The following is a 21,390-nucleotide window of genomic DNA, read 5'->3' as shown; positions in this document are numbered from 1 at the left end:
ATGGGAATTCAAAATGAATACTTAATAATATTATTAGGAAATTGTATAAAGTATGAGAATAACTCTTATAAAAGTATTTAATAATCGCTAAATGTTTCTAAGTTAAAAATTAGGAGGATTGAAATTGGAAGAGATTGCAGATGAGAAAAATGTATTTTTAACAATAACGATTTATGCTATGGAAAAAGAGGGGGAATATTATAATATATTTACTCTTGCAAGACAGCGCTCTAATATCACTACCAATGACTGGAAGTGTTTTTCTTTAAAGAATAAAACAAAACGTTTTGAGGCTTGTTTTTCTTTGGAACAGGGAGAAATAGAATTAGCAAAAATAACTTCAGAAGGTACTATGTTAATTAATAATGAAGAGAATTCATATAAAATAAATTTTGGTTTATTTCAAAAAAGAGAGCCTGTTTTTATTCCTAATTACAGTCAAAAAAGCATAGCAAATGGTTTTTGGCCTGGAACTTTAACAGAGGGATTTAATTTGGAACAATGGTTTAGCTTAAATCGTGGTACAGAAGTAGGATTACGAAATCATACCCTTCGTGATATTCATTTGCACTTAGGTATTAAAATAGATAAACTGTCTGATTTTTTATATTCTATTATAAAGATATCGGCATTAGAGGATTTTACACCTGAAATTTTATACAATCCAGATAATCAATTTGTATCTTTTTATATAAATGGGAGTGTGCAAAAGTTAAAACATCGGGTTGTATTATTATTAGGTGAAGGGGAAGAAGCTGTTAGTAAAATAATGGTTGACTTGCCTGTTGGTAAAAATAATTTTTCAAAAAAAATACCTTTCTCACCAACAAAATTAGGCTATGAGCTATTCCAATTAACGGATGAAGGATATTGGAAGCTAATTGGATCAAAAGAGGCAAATTTAATTAGATCTATTTCACTTTCTATGGGAGTAGTACAAGGAAAATTAAAAGTGATAAATAAGGATAAAGAAGAGTCTTATGATGTTGTATCTTATGAAAAATCTAATGTCATGGGAGAAAATGGAGAAGAGAGTAAACAACCTTGGCTTCAAGCTGAAGCAGATAGGATTCGAATAAATAAATCTATAGAACTTCAAGAGCTTGGTTCAATATTTGTAAAGTTTGATGGACCTAAGACTCAAGAGAAAATTCAGAGAATTATTCAGGAAAAAATCTTTGAACCAGAAACGCAATATGTCTTTATTTGGGATCCGTATTTAAATGATAGTGTTTTGAATAACCTTTTAATTCAAGCAGTTCGTTATCCTAACTTGAAAATTAAACTTTTAATGAGTGAGTCTGGTGAGGATTTACCAGATAATTTAAATGAAGAAAATCTAGAATTATTTCAGCGTTCTGCCTCGATAAAAAAGGTTTTTGATAAACATGAAAGTTATAAAATTGAGAATGTCGAAGCTAGAAATTGGTATAGATCTAGTCGTAATGTGTTTCACGATAGATTTATTATTACTTCACGTGGAGTATGGCAATTAGGGAGTTCATTAAAAGATTTGGGTAACTACCATACAACTATATATAGACTAGAGGGCAATTTACCCGAACAAGTAGAAAATGAATTTCAGCGTGCATGGGATGGGGATTTCAGTTCAATGAAGCCTTCTGGATTCCAGATTATCCCTGAATTTAAAAAAATATATCGAAAGGAATGATTTAGATGAATGGTGAATCCAAATCGAATTATGCTAGTACAATAACAACATGGTTAGATACTGAAGATGCTTCTTTAGATAGAATGCAAGAATTGAATAAAAAAGATATTTGTACAGATATAATTGAATACCTAAAGTTGGAAGCTATTAGCGAGTTGAAAAAACAGGGGGATTACCGTTATCGTGAGGTAAATTATTTGCAACAAGAGCTTAAGACATTTCATAATGATTTTTCTAAGGCGTTTAATGAATGTAAATGGTCAAGAATTAAGGATGTTTTTGATATGTGTGCCCATTTACTACCGACGCGCGCTTATAATGCAATAAGATTACTCCATTTTCTATCTCCTAATGAATTTAATAAATTCATTAATGAACATGTACAGCCTTTATGGTTATTTCCTTTATTAGAAGAAAAGGAAATAACTCCTTCTAATGTGAAAGAGCTTTTGCCAGCTTTACAAGCTGTGTATGCTTTCATTCTTTATGAGAATGCAAAGACGGGGAAAGAAAAAGCAAGTAGTATTTTGGGGGATTTAGAAAAAGCTTTAAATAGAAGGGATTGGATTGCAACTTCTGCTCTTATGTTAGAAGAATTAATTAGAGAATCATTTCCAATCAAAAATCAATCGATTAAAAAAGAAACAAGTGGATTAAAAGATGAAGTTTTTAAATGGTTAGTTATTTTGTTTTCAGAAAAGAAACTAACAGATGGGGAGATAGATACATTTTTATTAAATTTAACAGGACGAGTAAATCGCGAATCATGGATAGGAGCATTGTTTTTAGCAAACCTACTAGATAACCAAGATACGGAATGTTCTATATATAATGCGAAAATGCTTCGTGTAAAGGTACTAGGTGAATATTCTTCTTTATGGAAAAAAAATGATGTGAAGACTTCAAAAAACTATTTTCATGGAGAAATGTCGATTGAGTTAATTAGTGAATTAGCTACTGCATTTTATGCTACTAAAAGTAATTCAGTTAGTTATTTATTAAATAATGATGTTGTGGATAAACCTGAAAAGTTGTGGCATTATCGGAATTCACACAGATATGATCAGTATTTAGATAATAGGATCCAATGTTTTGTAAACATTTTAGTTATAACATTAGTTATAGAAAAGTATGTAGAAGAAACAGGGGATTTACCTACTGAATGGAATCAGTATATAGAATTATTTTTATCGTATGTTAAGCAGTGGAAAGGTCGCTATATAAATGATGGTGAGGAATTAATTTTATCAGAATTATTTTCTAGGATAGGAAATCTAACTGGGAATTTTAACCACCTGTTACATGTCGCACCTGTTGTATTTTCTTACTTCCCTATACCCAAAATTACTATGAATTTAATGAAAAATATAGAAGTGGGATCGGAAAATTTCCTGTTTTTAAAACAATTAATTGAGGAATCTATAAAAGTACATGTAATTGGAATGAGACAGAGTAGTGTAATTGAATTAGTAGAAAATCTATATAAAATGTCTGTTTGGAATTTAACTGTTCAGTTATGTGAGGAAATACAGTTTAATCGAATAAAAGACGTTAATACAAAAATCTATTTAGCAAAAATATATGCTTTATCTGTATTGAATTTAATTTATCAATTGGACAATGAAGAGAATAAAATAAATATTTTGCCCAGAGCATTTGAAACTTTAGGACAGATTCGACAGGATTCTAAGTATTATAAGGATAGTCATTTTGAAATTCTCTTTGGCTATATTATTGGAGAAATGATTAATAACAATTTAGTTAATTATAGTGCTGCTGTAATTGATTTTCTGAATGAAAATAATAGTAGAAATGTAGAAGATGAATTTTCCGAAAGTTTAGCATATGTAAAATCAGGGCTTATTATTCATCTCATTTCATCTGATCAAGTTTTACTTAGTGAATACCTTCCCAAGTTAGAATTTGAGTTAGATCTTGCAAGAAGACTGCCTGATATAGAGGGAATAATGTATTTGATGGATGCTTGGGTAGCGGAGAGGTTATCTAAATTTGAAGTGATGAATTCTTATTTGAATGGAGCAAAAAAGTATATTGATCAAATCTGCCAAGCTAAAGATATGCTTCCAATTCCATTATTACCTTTAGCTTTATCTGTCATGGAAGGTGATGAGTATGCTTCCAGGTCTTAGTAGAATCACAAAAAAGAATTATGTTAAAAGCTATATTTACCATATATCGGCAGAGTCATTGAATCCTAATGGGAGCTTAACATGTTTAGTACAGGCAATAGTAAATGATGAGATAATTGATGAAGATAGGATAGTAATCAAATCTTGGGATCAATTAAGTATGATGTATGGGGCATATGTTGCAAAAGTGTTCGGTTTAACAAGTAATAATACTAGGGATAAGAAGATTATTTCTACGGAAAATAGTATACAGTTTATAGGATCCTTGATCTGGAATGTTATTCATGAAAATTCAAAGATATTGGCGATCTGGTCACAATGGAAAGCAGCTGTTGAGAAAAATAATCCCAGTAATACGATTATTTTAGTTTCAGGTGAATATTTTAATGTAACAGTACCTTTTGAGTGTATTCGTTTCGCACCAGAAATGAGAGATTTTATTAATAATTATGATGTTTCAATTCTCAGATCTTTTAATGGATTGAATTCAAAAGAATTATTAGACGAACTCTTACCTTCAAAAATCATTATATTGCTGGGGAATGATGATGGTGAGCCTCTTAGTATAAAAAATGAAATAAGGGAGTGGTTAACTCTATTACAGCCTAATCGTGAATGGACAGATGAGGATTTAACGCAGTTATTAGCAAGGGGAGATTCCATACGTAGCGAATTAAATCCTAGTCTCTGTGAAATAACAATTATCCCAAAAGGAGATGTGGCGTATCTTGAAGATAGTTTAAAGGATGAAGATGAACCATTTATATTTTTATATATTGGGCATGGATCTTATTATAACAATATAAATCATCAAGATGGGAATCTCTTACTTAATCCAACAAATATTCACTTGCAACAAAAGGCTAATGGAACAATGGACCATTTTAGCCTTTCAAAAATGTTAAGACGCTCCAATGTGAAGGCAATATTAATTAATTGTTGCGAGGGAATACGTAATTTTCAGGTTGTAGAAGAAAATGGAGTTGATGATTCAAGAATGGAACAGATATATTTTCAAGATATAAAAGAGCTAAAGTTATTATCTGGATTTAGAAGTAAAGTATCAGATTTGAATGCTGCTAGATTATCTATTCAATTAGTAGATTCCATTATAAAAAAGCAAACTTTTATCGAGTATAACTCTAATATAAGTCAAAATAGTATTTTTATATCGACAGGTGTGTCTTTAGAAAAATCTATTAGAGATCATGTTTCTCGTGTAAATATAATGCGGGTTTAGTAAAGATATTATATGTAGTAATAAAAATAATAACTGATTTTTATATAATTAATTAGGGGAATAGAAATAAAAAGCTATTCTTGTATGTGAAAATTTAATATATAAAATGTAAAATGCGATTGAAAAATCGTTTAATTCTACTGGAGATAGTTTCATCAGCTAATCCAACAGTTTGAGTACTTTCAGGCACGTAAGCATGACCTTCAAAGCGTACATATATAATAAACCCAGTCAGAAATGAAATTTGTTGTAATATCAGTCATATAAAACTATAGAAGAGACTGAATTCGTCAGTTTACAACGGTTTACATTTTATCAGTCTCCATCGTCTTATACACACCTGCATGGAATTTTCGGAAGTGAGTCGTTTTTAGCCCTATATATCGTATAAAAATAGCGGTCTATTCGTTGATAAAACGCCATTTTAACGTAAATTATGCCCTCCCGGATAGACTTGAACTCACGACCTCCACCCTGTCAAGGTAGTGCTACGGTGTTCAAACTAACGTTGATGCATCAACATCCCCGGAAGTTATGTTAAATTAATTATACAGAAATGAATAAAAGTTTACATAAGTTTTTAATTGTATTATTTAAGCGTTAGCAAAGAATTGAAGTGCAAATTCAAAATAATATAAGAACAATATTCATAAAAATGTGCTCGTTAAATCACTAAGTTCCTATACATATACTATATATAGTGTCTAAGTTTAATGTAGGGAGCTCATAATGTGAACTCCCTACATTAAAAATAAACGGTGGTCACATTGTGACTATCCTCGAAGGTTCATAATACTATTACAAACCTTCTTTTTATATCAATGCAATTATCTAAAATACAATCATAAATAATGGAGCTCAGTCATGAGCTATCGTCCCGTCACCGTCATTGAAGCTGTGTAAATTGTATCTACAGAACCATCGGCATTTGTAACTTCTTTTATAACTAGTTCTACAAAATCTTGATCGAGTTTGCTAATTTTAGTTTTCAATCTACTTATATGTACGGACATAGTATTTTAGAAATCTATATAAGGTGGATGAGGGAAGACAGGTATAGTGGGTCTGATCGTAACAATATTTTGTAACTTACTTTGATCTGGTATCTTTGTATTAATCCTGACAACTAAAGTGGTATTATTTTGTATTTACTAAGTATTAAACAGGGGACTAATTTATTATTAGTTAATTCGCCTTGAATTTCTAACAGGTAAATATCGCCAAGCTTCAAAATGTATTCACACTCTTATAATTTAAATTTCTTTAAATGATATAATACAAATATCTTACCATTAGCAGAAATAGTTGATATTGTTAAAATTAGAGAAGATATTAAAGAATTGTGGGAGCCATTAAGATTAGAGTATAAAAATGTAGAAATGTGAGCAGCGTATCAAATTTTTAAAAAATAAAATATAATATCTCACTCTCTACAAGGGAGTGAATATTGTATGTAAAATAATTTGATTTTTTAATATTAATAATTTACAAGTGCCTTTTAGATTGTTATATTAGATTTAAGCTGAAAGATTTGGCTAATGGAAATATTATATAAACATGAAATAAGTGGATATCACAGTATGGTGAACATTGTAAATTAAAAAAGTTCGTTAAATTACGTACTAGCTATGCAAGGGCATGAGCCTAGGAATCCCTATAAATAGGTATTCTAAGTAATTTATGAACTGGAGGAGTTTAAATGTTTGTTTTTCTGTTAATCCATCTAATTTCTATGTTTGCTTTAATTCCATTAAAAAAGCTATATCCGAAAGTTGCTCTCATTCTATCAGAGATTCTTGAACTAGGACAGTTTGAGGTGAATATGTTTTATTTTGGGTTGACTGCACTTTATTATTATAGTGTCTATCAGTGGGCTTCAAACTTTTTGGGTCATTAAAAAACATAGTATGGGGGGAGGCGTAGTTAATAACTACGTCTTTTTTATTAGTCTTAATTAGTAATCTGTTTTTGACTAAAAATAATTATTCTTTTCGAGAACTTAGATAATGATTAGCTATTATGAAGGAGTTAGAATAAGGGAACCGTCTAATAAAAATTTTAGGGTATTTCTATTAGAAAAAACTGTAATTAAATAAAGTGTAAAATAAGTCGATAGTAAGATAGGTGAAAATGTAATAATTACTAGGAGTGAGATTAATTGAGACAATATTGTAACAAATGCAAACAGTTAACTAATCATCTGTTGATTTATGAATATAACAGAGAATATACACCAGAAAACACTCCACAAATGCAGATCGAGTATGCTAAGGAAGCATGGAAAATTATTGAATGCAGTGGGTGTGAGGAAGTCTCCTTTTCTGAGACTTGGGTAGCAAGTGAGGATATAGATTATGAAACTGGAAGTCTCTATGAGCAGGTCAAATCATATCCAGAATGTCAGGAGAATACTTTAAGTTATCAAGAATTTAAATTTCTGCCTTTAAAGGTAAAGCAGATTTATCTTGAAGCGATTGATACTTTTAATAAAGAGCTGTATTTTTCTAGTATGGCATGTCTTAGGGCGATTATTGAAGCTGTTTGTTCTAATGTAGGTATAAATAGAGGGAGTATTGAACAAAAAATAAATAAGCTATTTGAAGAGGGGTTTCTTACAAAACAGCATGCTAATATCCTGCATGAACCTAGATTAATGGGTAACAAAGCATTACATAATCTACAAATACCTACAAAAGAAGAATTAGTAATCGTTATTAAAATTATAGAGCATACCTTGGAAAATATATATGAAATTCGAAGCAAATGTGATGAGTTGAAATTCCTTATCGAGAGAAGAATGACATAAAAGGGATAGCATTTAAGTAAATAAACCTTAGATTATAGATAAGTTATAGAGATAAAATTGTTTAGCTTAAAAGAAAGAATCAGGTATCTGAGCAGAAGGATGGCTGGTCATAACGTAATATTGTTAGTTTTGTGATGCGGTAAAGCGTATAATAAATGAGTTTTTGTTATAAATACTGAATATACCCTTTTGAAGAAACTAAAGTATGAACTATAAACTGAATAATTAGGTAAATAATAAGGCACAATAAGTCGTCCAAGGGGTGCGCTGTTCCTTTTGTAATTAAATTATAGTTTTAAAGAAAAAATGATTATTAGATAATTATAGTAAAATAGAGATAAGAATTAGGAAGGGATAGATGTAATGAGAACTTTAGGTAAATCGATAAGCATAGTTTTAATTTTTATATTAGGTTATCTTTTGGGGCATTTAGGTTTAAATAATGTGATATTAAAGTTAATAAAACAAATCGAAAAAATGAATTTTATTACGTTAATAGGTGTTATTTCTTCAATTGTTACATTAATTTTATTTATTGCATACATTGCTGGAAGGATATTTTTGATAAGGAAAATGGAAATGACACTCTTGGAGAGTTTGGAAATATCACATAGTTCTACAGATAAACAGTATAATTTGATTGAAGAATTACAGGTAGGGGATAATACAGTAGAGGGAGTATTTATTACCCCGTCACAGCCTTTGCGCTATATTAAGATCTATAAGTTTGATGTGGGGAAGATGGAGAAAGGAGAATTAGTAAAAGAAATCGGACCTATTAGAAATGGGAATAGTATTAAAATTAATACTTATTTAACATGTGGAATACCTAATTTTGTATTGGAATACCAGAGGTTTGATTTTGTCATTGGAAGATTAGAGTTAGCTGATAATGGGAAAAATGGCATTCTTACAGAGAATTTATTAATTAATCACACATTCAGCAGTTATATTTATTATCTTATTAAATAATAGACTCATATTTATGTACAAACTCTATTTGAAATCCATTGTAAAGGCTTATCCATATAAATATACAAACTCGAATCTAGTTTAATAGATTCTGTGCACGTTAGTGAGATAAAGAAAAGCTGGTTCTAGTACAGGATTAACGAGTGTACTAGCTGTTAATATGAAGATTTATTCTAGCAAAAAGGCTTATTTATAAGGGGAATTTTAATAAACTACTACATTACAAAAGATGAAATAATAAGTGGGTATCTATTGGGGGAGAAGCCATGCTCTTTTTATTTAATTAGGAGGATGAGTATGGTGAAAATGGAAAATAGTAATATGGGATAAAAAGTAAAGGGGATTACGATGAGTAGTTGGAAGAAGATAAAAGTAGAAACTTTAGGGAAGAAAATTGAACTTTATGTATGGGAAGAAAAGAAATTAACAGAACCAGAATTTCAATTCATTGGTGCTTATGTATTGTATGGGTACCATAATGATATAATATATGCCGGTATTACCGAAACCAGAGATGTTGGTACAAGAGTGAGAGAGCATTTGAAATTCACCGGAGCAAAAGCTTCTAATTATATATGCAAAAATATAGATGCTAATACAGGGAAATTTAATGGATTTGATACAGGGTATGAAAAATATATATATCGGATAGAAGTATATCAATTCGAAAAAAAAGAATCTCATATTTGGTTTGAGCAGTTCCTAATTAAAGAATATAATCCCCCATGTAATATTGCCGAGAGAACCGATTTAGTTGCTACGGGAATAGAACGATATGTGGAATGGGATTTAAAAAGGAGAGAGTACTTTGAAAAGGCACCTTCGATACAGACATGGGGGAGTTTTGAACAAAAAGCAGTGAAAACAAAAATGAGAATAGAAGAAGTGGTGTTAAAAGAGGTAGCGGCTAAGATGGGGTATGATTTTCCTTATTTTCATTCTGATGAAAGTCCGATAGCTAATCGCCTTAATAGAAATTATCCAACTGAAAGTGAATTTATAGAAGAACTAATTCAGAAATTAAAGAAAAAAGGAAAGGCATATAACCAAAAGCAAGTTTATCAATTGGCTCGACTAATTGGGGTGAGCGACAATGAGATAGAGAGACAGCGATTAAGAATAGAGTATAAATCATTGTCGGAACTTATTCCGTGAGAAAATGTTTAAAAAACTTTCTTCGTAAGAAGAAAGTTTTTTATGCCCTATTATTGAATACTCCTACTTTATGCTTTTGTTGTTAATTCATTATTTGTTTTCGTGACAATTTCAGTAGTTTTTTTGCCGATTCTATCTTGAATTTGTTCAATTCGTTTCGGCAGATTGTAAACGTAATCTAAAATGATATTAGTGAACTCAATCATTGAAGGCACTAAATCATGATGGAATTTAGCTTCATCTGCATGAGCAGCTGCATTTCCAATTTCCCTCAAAACACTTGCCATTTCGTTTAATATTGGAGGTAATACGCCTTTGTCTGATAAAGATTTTAACATTGAATATAAATTTCTGCCTTCTTCTCCTTTGTCCTTGCACATCATTTCAAGTGTTCTTCGGATAGCAATAGCACATATTGCACCATCAATTTGTCTTACCTTTAATGCGGCTTCAAAAGCTTTTGCAACATGTTTAGGAATGTAATTTACCTCTATGGTTGTAACTGGATATAATAATTTTTTGGAGACAATATGATTGCCCTGAAGGGTAAATTCCAAACTATTATAACTTGCGTGTTCTAAAGTAACGTTGGTACATATCGGACATATAAAAAGGCGCCATTCATTTATGTAAGTAACAGCATTAACCGGGGTATAAGGGTTAATATCGTAATCCCAAATATCTTCATCTTCATTATGCTGATATTTTGCAACCTCTTTCATAGATGTTTTATTGCCACAATGATGACATGTTAGTATTTTTTCATTTTGTATAGTCATAGTTTATTACCACCTCTATTTTATGTAGTTCAACAAATGGTGAGAATTTCTAAGAAATTTTAATGCTAATATGAGTTGTGAAATCAGTATGTTAATGTTGGTATTTGTAATGAATCTTAATTAAGTATATTTGAAAATGGAAAAATAAATTTAGCAATTATTTTTCTATTTTCAGAATATTCATAAATTTAACCGGAATATTCGTTAGCTTGGTTTACTTTGTTCATTACATATTTTTAATATGCCATCAACTTACTCAAGAGTTTCCACTATAATCACTGTGAATACTTCCTGAAATAATTCGAATGTATGCTCATTAATTTCGTTATTTTTTACGGAGCTGATGATCTCTTATTTATTTTTTGTATGTTTTCAACAATTTGTTCAAGGTATTCCAAAGAATTTGTTTGCATTAGCTTTGCTAATCTTTTTTCTTCATCTTCCAATCTGATTTTTATTTCAAATTATTTCGTTATTCCAGTAGCTTGGTGATTAAAATTCCAAATTGTCTTTTCATAATCCATGTCTGCACCTCTGGATATTTTTTGAACTTTATATAATTCTACAAAAAACGGTAATTTTCTGCAAATAAGATGAAAAATCAACTACCTAAGTTCGTCAATTATTGCTTTGGGGTGATAAAATAATAATGTAAATTAACTGTCAGGGGATTTAAAATGACGTAAGTGCATTACTTTCATTGTTAGGGGGTGTTTTCAGTATTCAATTTTACATGTCTCACAGACAACGAAAATGGGAAGAAGAAAAAATGAGAAGGGATAATCATAATAAGATAGATGCCCAAAAATTTTAGTATTTAGCAAAATGTTAAAATTTGATGTTATATATATTAGATTGGAATATACATTATGGATTTCAATTTCAAACCAGTAAATACTTGGAATGAATTTGTCCCTTGTTATATGAAATATATCATTTATTAGACGAATTGATTATCAGTGAAATAGAAAATATAGAAGGAATTCATGAAAGACAATGTGTTTTTGAAGAAAGGGAGAATGAGCAACTTATAGAATATTATTAAGCACTCTTAAAAATAATTAAAAAAGAATGCGAAGGTTGGCGAGAATTTGTAAAAAATAACAAGAAGGATATATAGAAATATATATATCCCTTCCCTTCATATTCTTAAACATTTCCTTTCGGTGTAGTCGTTGGGATTACCCCTCTTATTTTTGCTTTTTTGTAAAACAAATCTTCCCACATGGTCATAGCAAACGTTAGTATCCTTATTATTGCTGATACGAATAATAGGATCGTTTGTATTAGTTCTTTTATTTTTTTACGCTCTTGATACAACCGTTCTTCATTTTCAACTATGGTGATTATAACTCTTATCAATTCAGGTGTTTCCACTAAGACATTTACTTGGTATTAAGGATTATTTTTATTTTGCATCTTAATATAACATAAGATTATAAATAGGCATAGTAATGGTCAAAATATATTAGTAAAACATTTATCTATATTATTGTAATAAAGGAGTGAGTATATGATTATGCTAAATTATACAGAAATTGTGGATTCAAGTTCTGGACGAATAGAGTTTATTGTCTTTTATAATAGAATTGAAAATTTAGTTAGGTTTTATAACTATTCTCAAGATAATTATGAAGATTATATTAAGATTAAAAGGAATGAACTTAAAGATTTTGAAAAAGAGATCGAAAATCCTGAAAATAGGACAATTAAGGATGAGCATTTAGGAGAGTATACATTTTCAGAATATGAAATGACTATGACCATTGAGGACGAATTATATGGTATTGAAACGGATTTTTTAGAATTCCAAAAAATGACATTTATTATATTGTGTTACTCGGAGATAGAGAAGTTTTTTAATAATATTATCGATTTTACTATTGGGAAGAATAAAAGTTTAAGAAACTTAAGAGAAAAGATATTACGTTTAAATAATGATTTGCAGATTGATTTAACGGAATTAATAACTAGGGTAGATTCTTTAAGGCGGATAAGAAATAATATTGTACACGACTATGATTATTGGGAATCAGAAATACTAATTATTGAAGAGGAGACACAAAAAAAAATTAAAGACCTAAAAAACTTAAATGATGAAATTCTAAGTAATATTTTAAACTTAATAATAGAGAAGATTATTGAGTTTGAAATTGAATATGATAAAAAGGCGGTTATTATTAATAATTGATATTACTTGATTTAGTTACCTTATTCGTCGTTAGTATTAAAAGGGATTTTGGTATACATTAATTCCATAATAGGAAGAGTTGTAGAATGGATTCTACAATTTATGAAATTTTTATAGCTGCGTACTAATCGAACTGGCAAAAGAAATGGATGCAGCATATAAGCGTGATGAGCAAACTGGTATGAAAAAGGAAGAAATTGCTTTTTATGATGCTCTTGCTTCACATGAAACCGCTGAACAAGTTTTAGGTGATGATACGTTAAAAATTATTGCGCATGAATTAATAAGATCAATCAAAGAAAACATGAGTATTGACTGGAATTTACGTGAATTTGCTCGTGCGAAAATGCGTATAATTCCAAATTAGTTCAAACGAATAATAAAAAATTTTGAATTGAGTTTACCTCCAGGGCTTTTGAATTTGAAAAAAGAAGTTGTAATTTTTCGTAATTAACCATATAGTCTTCATTTATATCAAAAGACTAAACCCTCTTACAATTATCGTGGCATTGTCGAATAAAATATAATTTAAAGTTATAAATACACCAATTGTCACTATAAATTTATGCATGAACATAAAGAATATGATGGCAGCTATGCAATTACGGTAGGTCATGTAGGAGATGGACGAGTAGCATAAAGCATATATTGTGATGATTAAAAATGATGGTCATCATTTTTAATCATCATGTTCGAATCGTGGCAATTAGCAAAGTAATCTTTCTAGAGTGAGAGTTTAATGGATCATATAATGATATTAACCCAAAATATCATTATATATAATAAAAATAGCTAACTTTTGCAATGTATTATTTGATCCTCAAGGTGTAGATTTTAAATTGAACTTAATTTCAAAGTTTATAAGCAAGATAAAGCAAAGAAGTATACTTAATCATATAAAGTTTCTTTAAAAAATTCTTTATGTTATTAATGTCCAGGATAATGATGAGTTCTTTATTACTGAAGATTATATACTTTATACGACTGTTCATATTTGAACGATAGATATGATGTAGTAAGTATATTAACTAATTGTAAGAAAGGTTTGATTAAAAATAACTTTTTAAGATATTATATTTATTAGGGAATATTTATAGAAAAAAATAAGGTGGAATGAATATGTTACCTAAATACAATCCTGATAACCCAAGTTTATTAGATTCAATAGTTTGTTTTACCGATATCTTAGGATTTTCGAATTTGATTTTGCAATCACCTAATCGACTACATGGAAATCAACTATTGAAAAATCTTCATACAATTCTTGAAAATCAATATGCAGAGCTGAAGATTATGAATCCACAAGGTCAATTAAAAACGTTTACGGACAATGTTATATTGGCATATCCAATATTTGAAGATGGCGAGGGGCAATCTGGTAATCTATTTATGTCATTTATTAATTATCAATTAGAAATGACAATGAATGGTTATTTTTTAAGAGGTGGAGTAGCTGTAGGGGATTATTATGGTGATGATGATTTTGCGTATGGATCAGCTTTAATTGAAGCACATAATTTAGAATGTAGTTGTGCCAATTATCCTAGAATTATTTTAAGTAAGGAAATGGTTAAAATGGTAGCAAAACATTTGGGGTATTATGGGAAACCAGGAGAGGCGCCACAAAGCTTGCACTTATTAAAAGATGTTGATGATATAGTTTTTGTTAATTATTTATACGGTCTTAAAGAGGAATATGAATATACGACGGGGGACAAAAGTGAATATATTCAAAAAATACAACAGCATAAAGATATTGTATTTAGCAATTTAAGTATGCATAAAAAAAATAATAATTATAAGCTTTATAGTAAATATGAATGGGTAGCACAGTATCATAATTATTACTGTGATCAGTATTTTGAACCGAACGAAATTCAACAATTCAACTTGAAAATATTACCTATGGTACCTCGTAGATTCTCTAGAATTGCTATGGATAAATTAATACTTATTTAAGTGGAAAATGGTATTATAAAACAGTATAAAATTGGGATAACTATTTAAAGCATTTCATCTTAGACTTGCAACACGTTTAAAAAGAATAAAGATTCTTATAAGGTAGATATTTCCACTAGATTATAGTGAAACTACTTGTTTAAAGCTAACAAGAAAGTCGTTGAAGATTTTAAAAAGGAATTGAAAGAATATTTTCTATGTTATATAATAATACCAAGAAAATTTTTCCTTTTTAATCATTCCTAAATAACCACAAACCTTTCGGGTTTACGATTCATTACAAGTAAGTGTATAACGCATATACGCTAATTTGTATTACGAATGTATTCCTGGGAGGTTTTTTGCGTTGTAGGAATAGGGCAAGTATTGAACTAACAAGGAAGTGATAGGATGTCTTAACTTTTTAAGAAATGTAGTAAGGAAATATGAATTTTGGATTTCAAAATACAAAAGAAGGTGAAAAAAGATGAGAGGAGCAGTCTCGTCTTTTTTATTTCGAAAGGAGAAGGACATGGGTAAGAAAATTATGGTTCAATCTGTAAAGTTGGTAAAAGACAGTAATCGAATTTATGATATTGAGAAAAAGAAGATCACTTGTCCAGCGGATGCTGTACGCTTTGCACAGATTATATTTGATATAGAATCAAGGCCAAATGAAATTTTTGGTGTATTTAACTTAAATACAAAGAATGAAATTATTGGATGTAGCATTGTGTTTGAAGGAACTGTTGATTCATCGTTAGTCCATCCACGCGAGACGTTCCGCACAGCAATATTAAACAATGCATCTTCAATAGTATGTTTCCATAACCACCCTTCAGGACATAGTATGGAATCTCAAGAAGATGTTGAAGTAACTAAGCGATTAAAAGAATGTGGAATTATTATTGGTATCCCTCTTCTAGATCATGTCATCATTGGAGATAATAGTTATGTAAGTTTATTGAAAAAGGGGATTATCTAATACAAAGCAATAAGCCAACTATTTTTAAGGGTGTATATGGAGGAATAGGAAGATTCTAAAGCGTTTATTCGCATGGATCTTCTTATTTTTATATTTGTAAGGGTGATTTATAAATGTATTCATAATATGTGGTTCGTGGAAATGGTCAGATTAAAAGGTCAGAAATATAGGATAAGAAAAAAGGATCTATGCCTAATAAACTAACAAGATAGCTCTAACCTAAAGCGAGCAAAAGTAGCCTAAAGGCTTTTGATATGAAGGGAAAAGAAGCAGCAAGCTGCTCAAATGATAGAAAAGTAGTAGAAGAAAACCAAATAGCATTCAACGAGTAAACTTTGGAGTTATTAAACCATTTGTGGCTGAAGGGATTAATATGGGGATTGAAGATTTGAATGCACAACTTGTTCTCAAAGCAATGGAAATAGCTTTAGAAAAGAATACGCCTAAGGTGAACGTAAACGTTTAGAACAAGTATTAGCTAAATATCGAAAAGAAGCTTAAGTCAAATAGAATTTTCTTCCCTAGAAGAGCTGTTCCATTGTTATACATAAGAAACCCTCTTGAATATCAGGGAGATAACGGTATATTCTCGTTTAGGTTCGAACCAGCGACCGCTACCTTGGTAAGATGGCGGTCTTTTTGATATATTAATCTTCTTTCTGTATTATAAATTCCCAAAACTTCTTTAATTCCTCTCGCTTTTGAGGAGTCGCATTTTTTATATCTTCAAACCATTGATAAAGCTCAGGATCTTGTATGTCTGTAACTTGTCTCATTTCAGTTGTACCGAGGAGGTAATCAATTGATACTTCAAAGAAAGTCGCTAATTTTATCAATGTATTATAATCAGGTTCTCGATTTCCTTGTTCATACATTGCATATGTAGTTCGAGCAATCCCTAGTTGATTTGCCATGTCTTCTTGACGCAGTTTGCGTTCTTTTCGAAGAGTATGTAGTCTAGTGCCAAACATATGCTACCTCCTTTTAGGTGTTTTCTATATCAATTATAACGTCACAATATGTAACATTTAACAAAGTACACGAAATGTGTAAAAAACATTGATTTCATACTTATTATTGTGTAGTATAATTATTAATTACACATTTTGTGACAATAAAAGGAGGAAATAATGAGGTTTTGGTTATTAGAAAAACGTAAAAATAAAGAGAAAACACAAGATTGTATTGCATATAAGGCAAGAATATCTAGAAGTATGTATGCAATGATTGAAAGTGGTGAAAGAAATCCAAGTGTTCCTGTCGCAAAGAATATAGCTAAGGTACTAAATTTTGATTGGGCTCTTTTTTTTGAAGATTAGTGTCACGATACGTGTAATTTCGAGGGTGAGAATTTAATTTCTATATTGTTTTCCTAAAACGAAATAATTTATTACTTATTTTTAAAAAACTATTAGATAAGGGAAGTGTTTAATATGAACATGAAAACATTTGAAATGCGTGAAAAACGTTTAGCAGAACTACTAGGTGCAAAAGTACTATGGGAATTTATCAGTGCCGTCACAGAGGACATTGAAAAGCAGGAATTAGAGTCTACACCAGGTTTATTAGAAGATCTATTCATACATGTGAAAGAAACCATTCAAATTCAAAATATGAATCAACGCATAACAAAAGCCCCTGTAAAAACAGAGGCTGGTAGTATAGATAAAGAGACATTATTTATGGAAGCGTATGTAGAATTAATTAATCATAAGTTTCTTATTTCTGAATTAGCTGTAGAGCTTTCATCTGTTCTAAAAGAATTAAATTGTTTTGTTCAATCATCTTTGCCACAGCTTCAAAGTGAGCTTGATTCTCAAGAACCTCGAGCTGCTTCTCTTTAGGAAGTGATTGAAGTATTTCTTTTATTTCTTTACACTCGTAAATGTTATTCTCCGAGTCTTCAATTAATTTATTGCGACGATTGGTGTATTCAAGTGCACCTAAAGTCGCTAATGCGCGAGGATCTAATCCTAGAATTTCCATGTATTCCTCTCCTTTCCTCTACAATAATTCGATAGGGGGAAGGAGATTCCTTTAATGAATTAGTAGAGTCTTTATATAGCTATACAAATGGTTAATGATTAGTAGACATGTTACCTAGCAGGAATGTAATAGAATTAGACTTTAAAGAGCTTCTAAAAAGGATGAAAAGAAAGGAGAATCCAGTAATTCTCACTCTTTTCTCTTAAATAATCTACATATGATACGTTTGTTTTCTTTTATCATGAATTTTACATTGGATTCTTTGGGGAAGATTAGGTAGATATAGGACATGGGGGATGAATGAATAGATAAACAAAATGAAAGAGAATTGTAAGAATTACAGAGAATGTTGAGGGGTTATTAGGTAATAGATTTTAAAGTATTTAAGATTGGGAAGGTGTGTATCAATCGTTACTTAAAAAGTAAAGGATTAGTCATTAAATAGGGAGAAGTGTCTCAGTTACTTGTATAGATGAAATAATGGAGCATATGAAATTAAAGCATGATGAAACATGTTGAAATAAATAGAAGGGGATCTTTAGGTAGGTTAAGCAGAGAAATAAGGCATGCTGAGAAAGTGGCTATTGAATTCGAAGAAGTTAAATTGTGAAAGGTATCACTTATGTAAGAATATCTATTACTTATTTACTCTATATAAAAAAGCAGCTGCACAAAAGTACAGCTAGTCTTCTTCGCAAATTTATATGGCCTTAATGACGAATTGGGATTGAGGTATATATAGTAATTGTGCTGCTAAGGAAGTTGTTGTGTTAGCAAATGGGTATGCTTCCTTATAAAGAAAATTACTATACACTATTTCATTCATTTCATAGGTCGTACACAGTTTTTTTAGGATTTTTTGAGAAATTTTATTTGTACAAGCAGCAATAAAATCAAAATCTTTTTTACTTATCTCTTGAATGGCATGTGAAAGAAGGGTGGTGATTATCCCACTTCCCATCCAATCTGGATGACAAGCGCCCATATCTAGATAGACCAATTTTTCTTTATCTAAATGAGAAAACTCAATAGATTCTGTCTCTAATGTATCTAAAAGTTGAAAAATAGGCTCCATTTGTGGGCATAGTTCAGTCGCTTTATCTGTATCTATTAGTGGCTGGGTTACTTTTTTTGTTAAAAGAACCCCAACAATTTGAAAATTTTCTATTGCTACAAATGACATAGCTTGAGATACAGCTTGTTTCATCATTTCTTCGCACATTTTGTGAAAAGGAGCAAAAGGAATTTGTAAACTGCTTACAAGAGGTTCATTATTCACAAAAGAATGTGCAAGTAAATGTGCTGCATCTTTCACGTGGTGTGTATCAAGTAGCTCTATATTCATATGTTTTTCCTCTTTCCTGATGTAATTAAAAGTATTATTTAATTTAGTTAAGTTTAATTATTAAAGCGCTTACCAAAATGATTATTAAACATATGAATAAATCTGTTTAGTAGCAATCGAAATATATTCATAAAGAAATGCTACAATCTCATCTATACATTCAACAGTTGTATATGGAGAGATAGAAAAGAATTTTAATGTGGAAATTGAATTTCTATCACAACTGTTTATTGCATCTACTACACAAGAACGAGTTGTATCACCAAAAAATACTTGATCGCGATTTTTTCCTAGATAATTAAATAGTTCTATATTTAATCGGTTTGTATCCTCAATCTCTTCTTTTGTTGCAAGACCTATTCGTTCTTTTTCCCAATTTTCTTGGCCATCTCCATTCATATAGAAACGGAAGGTTGTAATTGGTCCATATGTAAAATCATTTGTGATTGCGACTTGAGGCAGGGCCTTGCGCAACTTCTCTCTAAATAATAGATTTACACGAATATAATTTGCTAATAATTTTTGATATCCTTCAATTCCAAAGGCTAATAGATTGATATACATGGGAATAGCACTACCAGCTCGTGAGCATTCTAAGGTATAGCCTGTATGATAACTACCATATGATCTATTACCAAGATAAGGTGTATCATCTTGTTCAATGTCCATCAGTTGTAAATCAGTATGATTTTTTACGATTAAAATACTTGAAGCATAAGGTGTTTGTCCTAATTTATGAAAATCAAAACATACACTATCAGCAAGTGCCATATATTGCATTTTATCTTGTACGTATAGTAAAGCATTTTTTAAGTTAGGTTCAAATGAAAGTGGATTTTCTTTGAAATTATAATTATTAAAGAAACTATAGAATCCACCCATTGCAGAATCCGCATGTATATAAATAGGTTTTAATTTATATTTTTTTTGTATTGCTTCAGCGCTCTCTTTAATTTTTTTTATATCATCAATGGTAAAAGTATCTGTTGACCCCATAGTAGCTAGAATATAAAGGGGGATACCACCATTATTAATAACTTGTACCATCTTTGCCTCTAAATCATCTATATCCATAGAATTTGTATAAGGATCAGTTTTCACTTTTATTAAGTGATTTGATCCGATGCCAGTTGCTTCAGCTGACTTTAATAAACTATAATGTGCATTTTCAGAAGCAAAGCAATATACATTTTGTGGAGCGCCATGTTCTTTTGCTGATGGGAATTGTTTAGAAATTGCTAAGCGCAAGCTCGAAAACACGCATCCTTGTCCACCCCATGTTGTATAGCCACCGCTATTATGCGGATTATAACCAATCAGTTTTGAAAGCATGGATACAACTTTTACTTCTGCTTCAGCTGCCCCTGGACCATATACATCCCAAACACCATTACCATTTAAAAGGGCCATGGTTATTACACCTAATAGTGAAGGTATACTTGGTAGTGGTACAGCGTTAGACAAGTAATATTTATTTGGATAAGGATGACCATTCATAAATTGGTTTAGCTCTTCTATAACCTCAGACATAGTGATTCCAGCTAGTGGAATATGACTTTGGTGAATTAAGCCATTGTAGTACCCTTCAGATTTTTCCTCACATTTACCTAAAGTAGCTCGCTCTTCATTTTTTAATCGGTCAAGATTTTTAATTATTTTCTGCATAGATTCTAATAAAAGTTGTTGTTTTTCTTCATTTCCGTCAACGCTCGGAAATAATTTTAAAATATCTTGCATGCGGTCACTTCTCCTTGTGAAAAACTGGATTTTTATTTTACTTGGTTAAACATAAGGGTGTAATAATTTGTAATTTCCCTTTTGAATACTTAGAAATGAGGAGCTATTTAGAAAAAAATGTAATTCCATAGAAGATTATATGAACTATGGAATTTAAAGTAAAGAAAAATTTTTTGATTTATTTTAAAAAAAGTAATTGTGAGATAATGAAGTTTCTAAAAATATTTCTGAATTAATTGTTTATTTGATTTGCATGATGTCCTAGCATGTATTCAACTAATGTAGTAGATAATTTACTCTAATGTAGAACTATTATAAGGTAGTTGAATATAAGAGCTCAACTACCTTATAAACTGTAGATATTGTTGGAGAAAGAGAAAAAAATAGGGTGGAAGTGTTAAAAATATGTTCTAGTTGAGAAGAAGTAGTAGTAT

16 protein-coding genes and 2 pseudogenes are annotated in these 21,390 nt (G+C 30.3%); 14 read left to right on the top strand and 4 right to left on the bottom strand.

Annotated features, from left to right (window positions below):
• Window positions 1-124 precede the first annotated feature (124 nt).
• From AC1Q8L_RS22570 to AC1Q8L_RS22540, 7 genes are all read left to right on the top strand, one after another.
• Entirely contained in the window at window positions 125-1,672 is a 1,548-nt protein-coding gene (locus tag AC1Q8L_RS22570; protein ID WP_098330969.1) for a VPA1262 family N-terminal domain-containing protein, read from the top strand.
• Window positions 1,673-1,677: 5 nt separating this feature from the next.
• Window positions 1,678-3,822, top strand: a complete 2,145-nt coding sequence (locus AC1Q8L_RS22565; protein WP_492339494.1) for a hypothetical protein — start codon at window positions 1,678-1,680, stop codon at window positions 3,820-3,822.
• Window positions 3,806-5,062 carry a hypothetical protein gene (locus AC1Q8L_RS22560; RefSeq protein ID WP_098817674.1) on the top strand — a complete coding sequence of 419 codons (1,257 nt, stop codon included), beginning with the start codon at window positions 3,806-3,808 and terminating at the stop codon, window positions 5,060-5,062. Before AC1Q8L_RS22565 ends, AC1Q8L_RS22560 begins: the two co-directional genes overlap by 17 nt.
• A 1,699-nt stretch (window positions 5,063-6,761) precedes the next feature.
• Window positions 6,762-6,959 (top strand): hypothetical protein, encoded by a 198-nt coding sequence (locus AC1Q8L_RS22555; protein ID WP_098817675.1) that lies wholly within the window; start codon window positions 6,762-6,764, stop codon window positions 6,957-6,959.
• A gap of 261 nt (window positions 6,960-7,220) precedes the next feature.
• A complete protein-coding gene (locus tag AC1Q8L_RS22550; RefSeq protein ID WP_098817676.1) occupies window positions 7,221-7,868 on the top strand; it encodes a DUF4145 domain-containing protein in 648 nt (215 codons plus the stop codon).
• A gap of 363 nt (window positions 7,869-8,231) precedes the next feature.
• Entirely contained in the window at window positions 8,232-8,840 is a 609-nt protein-coding gene (locus tag AC1Q8L_RS22545; RefSeq protein ID WP_098817677.1) for a hypothetical protein, read from the top strand.
• 348 nt (window positions 8,841-9,188) lie between these two features.
• On the top strand, window positions 9,189-9,995 hold the full coding sequence (locus AC1Q8L_RS22540) for a hypothetical protein (protein ID WP_098817678.1): 807 nt from the start codon (window positions 9,189-9,191) through the stop codon (window positions 9,993-9,995).
• Between the two features lie 68 nt (window positions 9,996-10,063).
• Here AC1Q8L_RS22540 and AC1Q8L_RS22535 read toward each other — a convergent pair whose 3' ends face one another.
• Window positions 10,064-10,774 carry a DUF4145 domain-containing protein gene (locus tag AC1Q8L_RS22535; protein WP_098817679.1) on the bottom strand — a complete coding sequence of 237 codons (711 nt, stop codon included), beginning with the start codon at window positions 10,772-10,774 and terminating at the stop codon, window positions 10,064-10,066.
• 1,513 nt (window positions 10,775-12,287) lie between these two features.
• Here AC1Q8L_RS22535 and AC1Q8L_RS22530 point away from each other — a divergent pair.
• The 5 genes and pseudogenes from AC1Q8L_RS22530 to AC1Q8L_RS22510 form a co-directional block, all read left to right on the top strand.
• Window positions 12,288-12,965, top strand: a complete 678-nt coding sequence (locus AC1Q8L_RS22530) for a hypothetical protein (RefSeq protein WP_098817681.1) — start codon at window positions 12,288-12,290, stop codon at window positions 12,963-12,965.
• Between the two features lie 124 nt (window positions 12,966-13,089).
• Window positions 13,090-13,320, top strand: a pseudogene (locus AC1Q8L_RS22525) (type I restriction enzyme endonuclease domain-containing protein); the annotation flags it as partial.
• A gap of 764 nt (window positions 13,321-14,084) precedes the next feature.
• Window positions 14,085-14,924 (top strand): hypothetical protein, encoded by an 840-nt coding sequence (locus AC1Q8L_RS22520; RefSeq protein WP_098817683.1) that lies wholly within the window; start codon window positions 14,085-14,087, stop codon window positions 14,922-14,924.
• Window positions 14,925-15,435: 511 nt separating this feature from the next.
• Entirely contained in the window at window positions 15,436-15,888 is a 453-nt protein-coding gene (locus tag AC1Q8L_RS22515) for a JAB domain-containing protein (RefSeq protein ID WP_000516687.1), read from the top strand.
• Window positions 15,889-16,151: 263 nt separating this feature from the next.
• Window positions 16,152-16,342, top strand: a pseudogene (locus AC1Q8L_RS22510) (DnaD domain-containing protein); the annotation flags it as partial.
• Between the two features lie 193 nt (window positions 16,343-16,535).
• Here the strand turns inward: AC1Q8L_RS22510 and AC1Q8L_RS22505 are convergent.
• Window positions 16,536-16,859, bottom strand: a complete 324-nt coding sequence (locus AC1Q8L_RS22505) for a helix-turn-helix domain-containing protein (RefSeq protein WP_000468121.1) — start codon at window positions 16,857-16,859, stop codon at window positions 16,536-16,538.
• 159 nt (window positions 16,860-17,018) lie between these two features.
• On the opposite strand from AC1Q8L_RS22505, the gene AC1Q8L_RS22500 reads away from it, so the two are divergent.
• Entirely contained in the window at window positions 17,019-17,207 is a 189-nt protein-coding gene (locus tag AC1Q8L_RS22500; protein ID WP_098817684.1) for a helix-turn-helix transcriptional regulator, read from the top strand.
• Between the two features lie 114 nt (window positions 17,208-17,321).
• The gene (locus AC1Q8L_RS22495) at window positions 17,322-17,732 is read left to right on the top strand and encodes a hypothetical protein (RefSeq protein ID WP_098817685.1); all 411 of its coding nucleotides are present in this window, start codon (window positions 17,322-17,324) and stop codon (window positions 17,730-17,732) included.
• 842 nt (window positions 17,733-18,574) lie between these two features.
• Here AC1Q8L_RS22495 and AC1Q8L_RS22490 read toward each other — a convergent pair.
• Both AC1Q8L_RS22490 and AC1Q8L_RS22485 read right to left on the bottom strand, forming a co-directional pair.
• Window positions 18,575-19,219, bottom strand: coding sequence for a GNAT family N-acetyltransferase (locus AC1Q8L_RS22490; RefSeq protein ID WP_098368421.1), 645 nt, complete (start codon window positions 19,217-19,219; stop codon window positions 18,575-18,577).
• 84 nt (window positions 19,220-19,303) lie between these two features.
• Window positions 19,304-20,956 carry a pyridoxal phosphate-dependent decarboxylase family protein gene (locus AC1Q8L_RS22485; RefSeq protein ID WP_098817686.1) on the bottom strand — a complete coding sequence of 551 codons (1,653 nt, stop codon included), beginning with the start codon at window positions 20,954-20,956 and terminating at the stop codon, window positions 19,304-19,306.
• Window positions 20,957-21,390 lie beyond the last annotated feature (434 nt).

The organism is Bacillus sp. GW823-FHT06A11, assembly GCF_058795355.1.
Note: the sequence above shows the minus strand (reverse complement) of the source record. Positions and strands in the feature narration are given on the sequence as shown.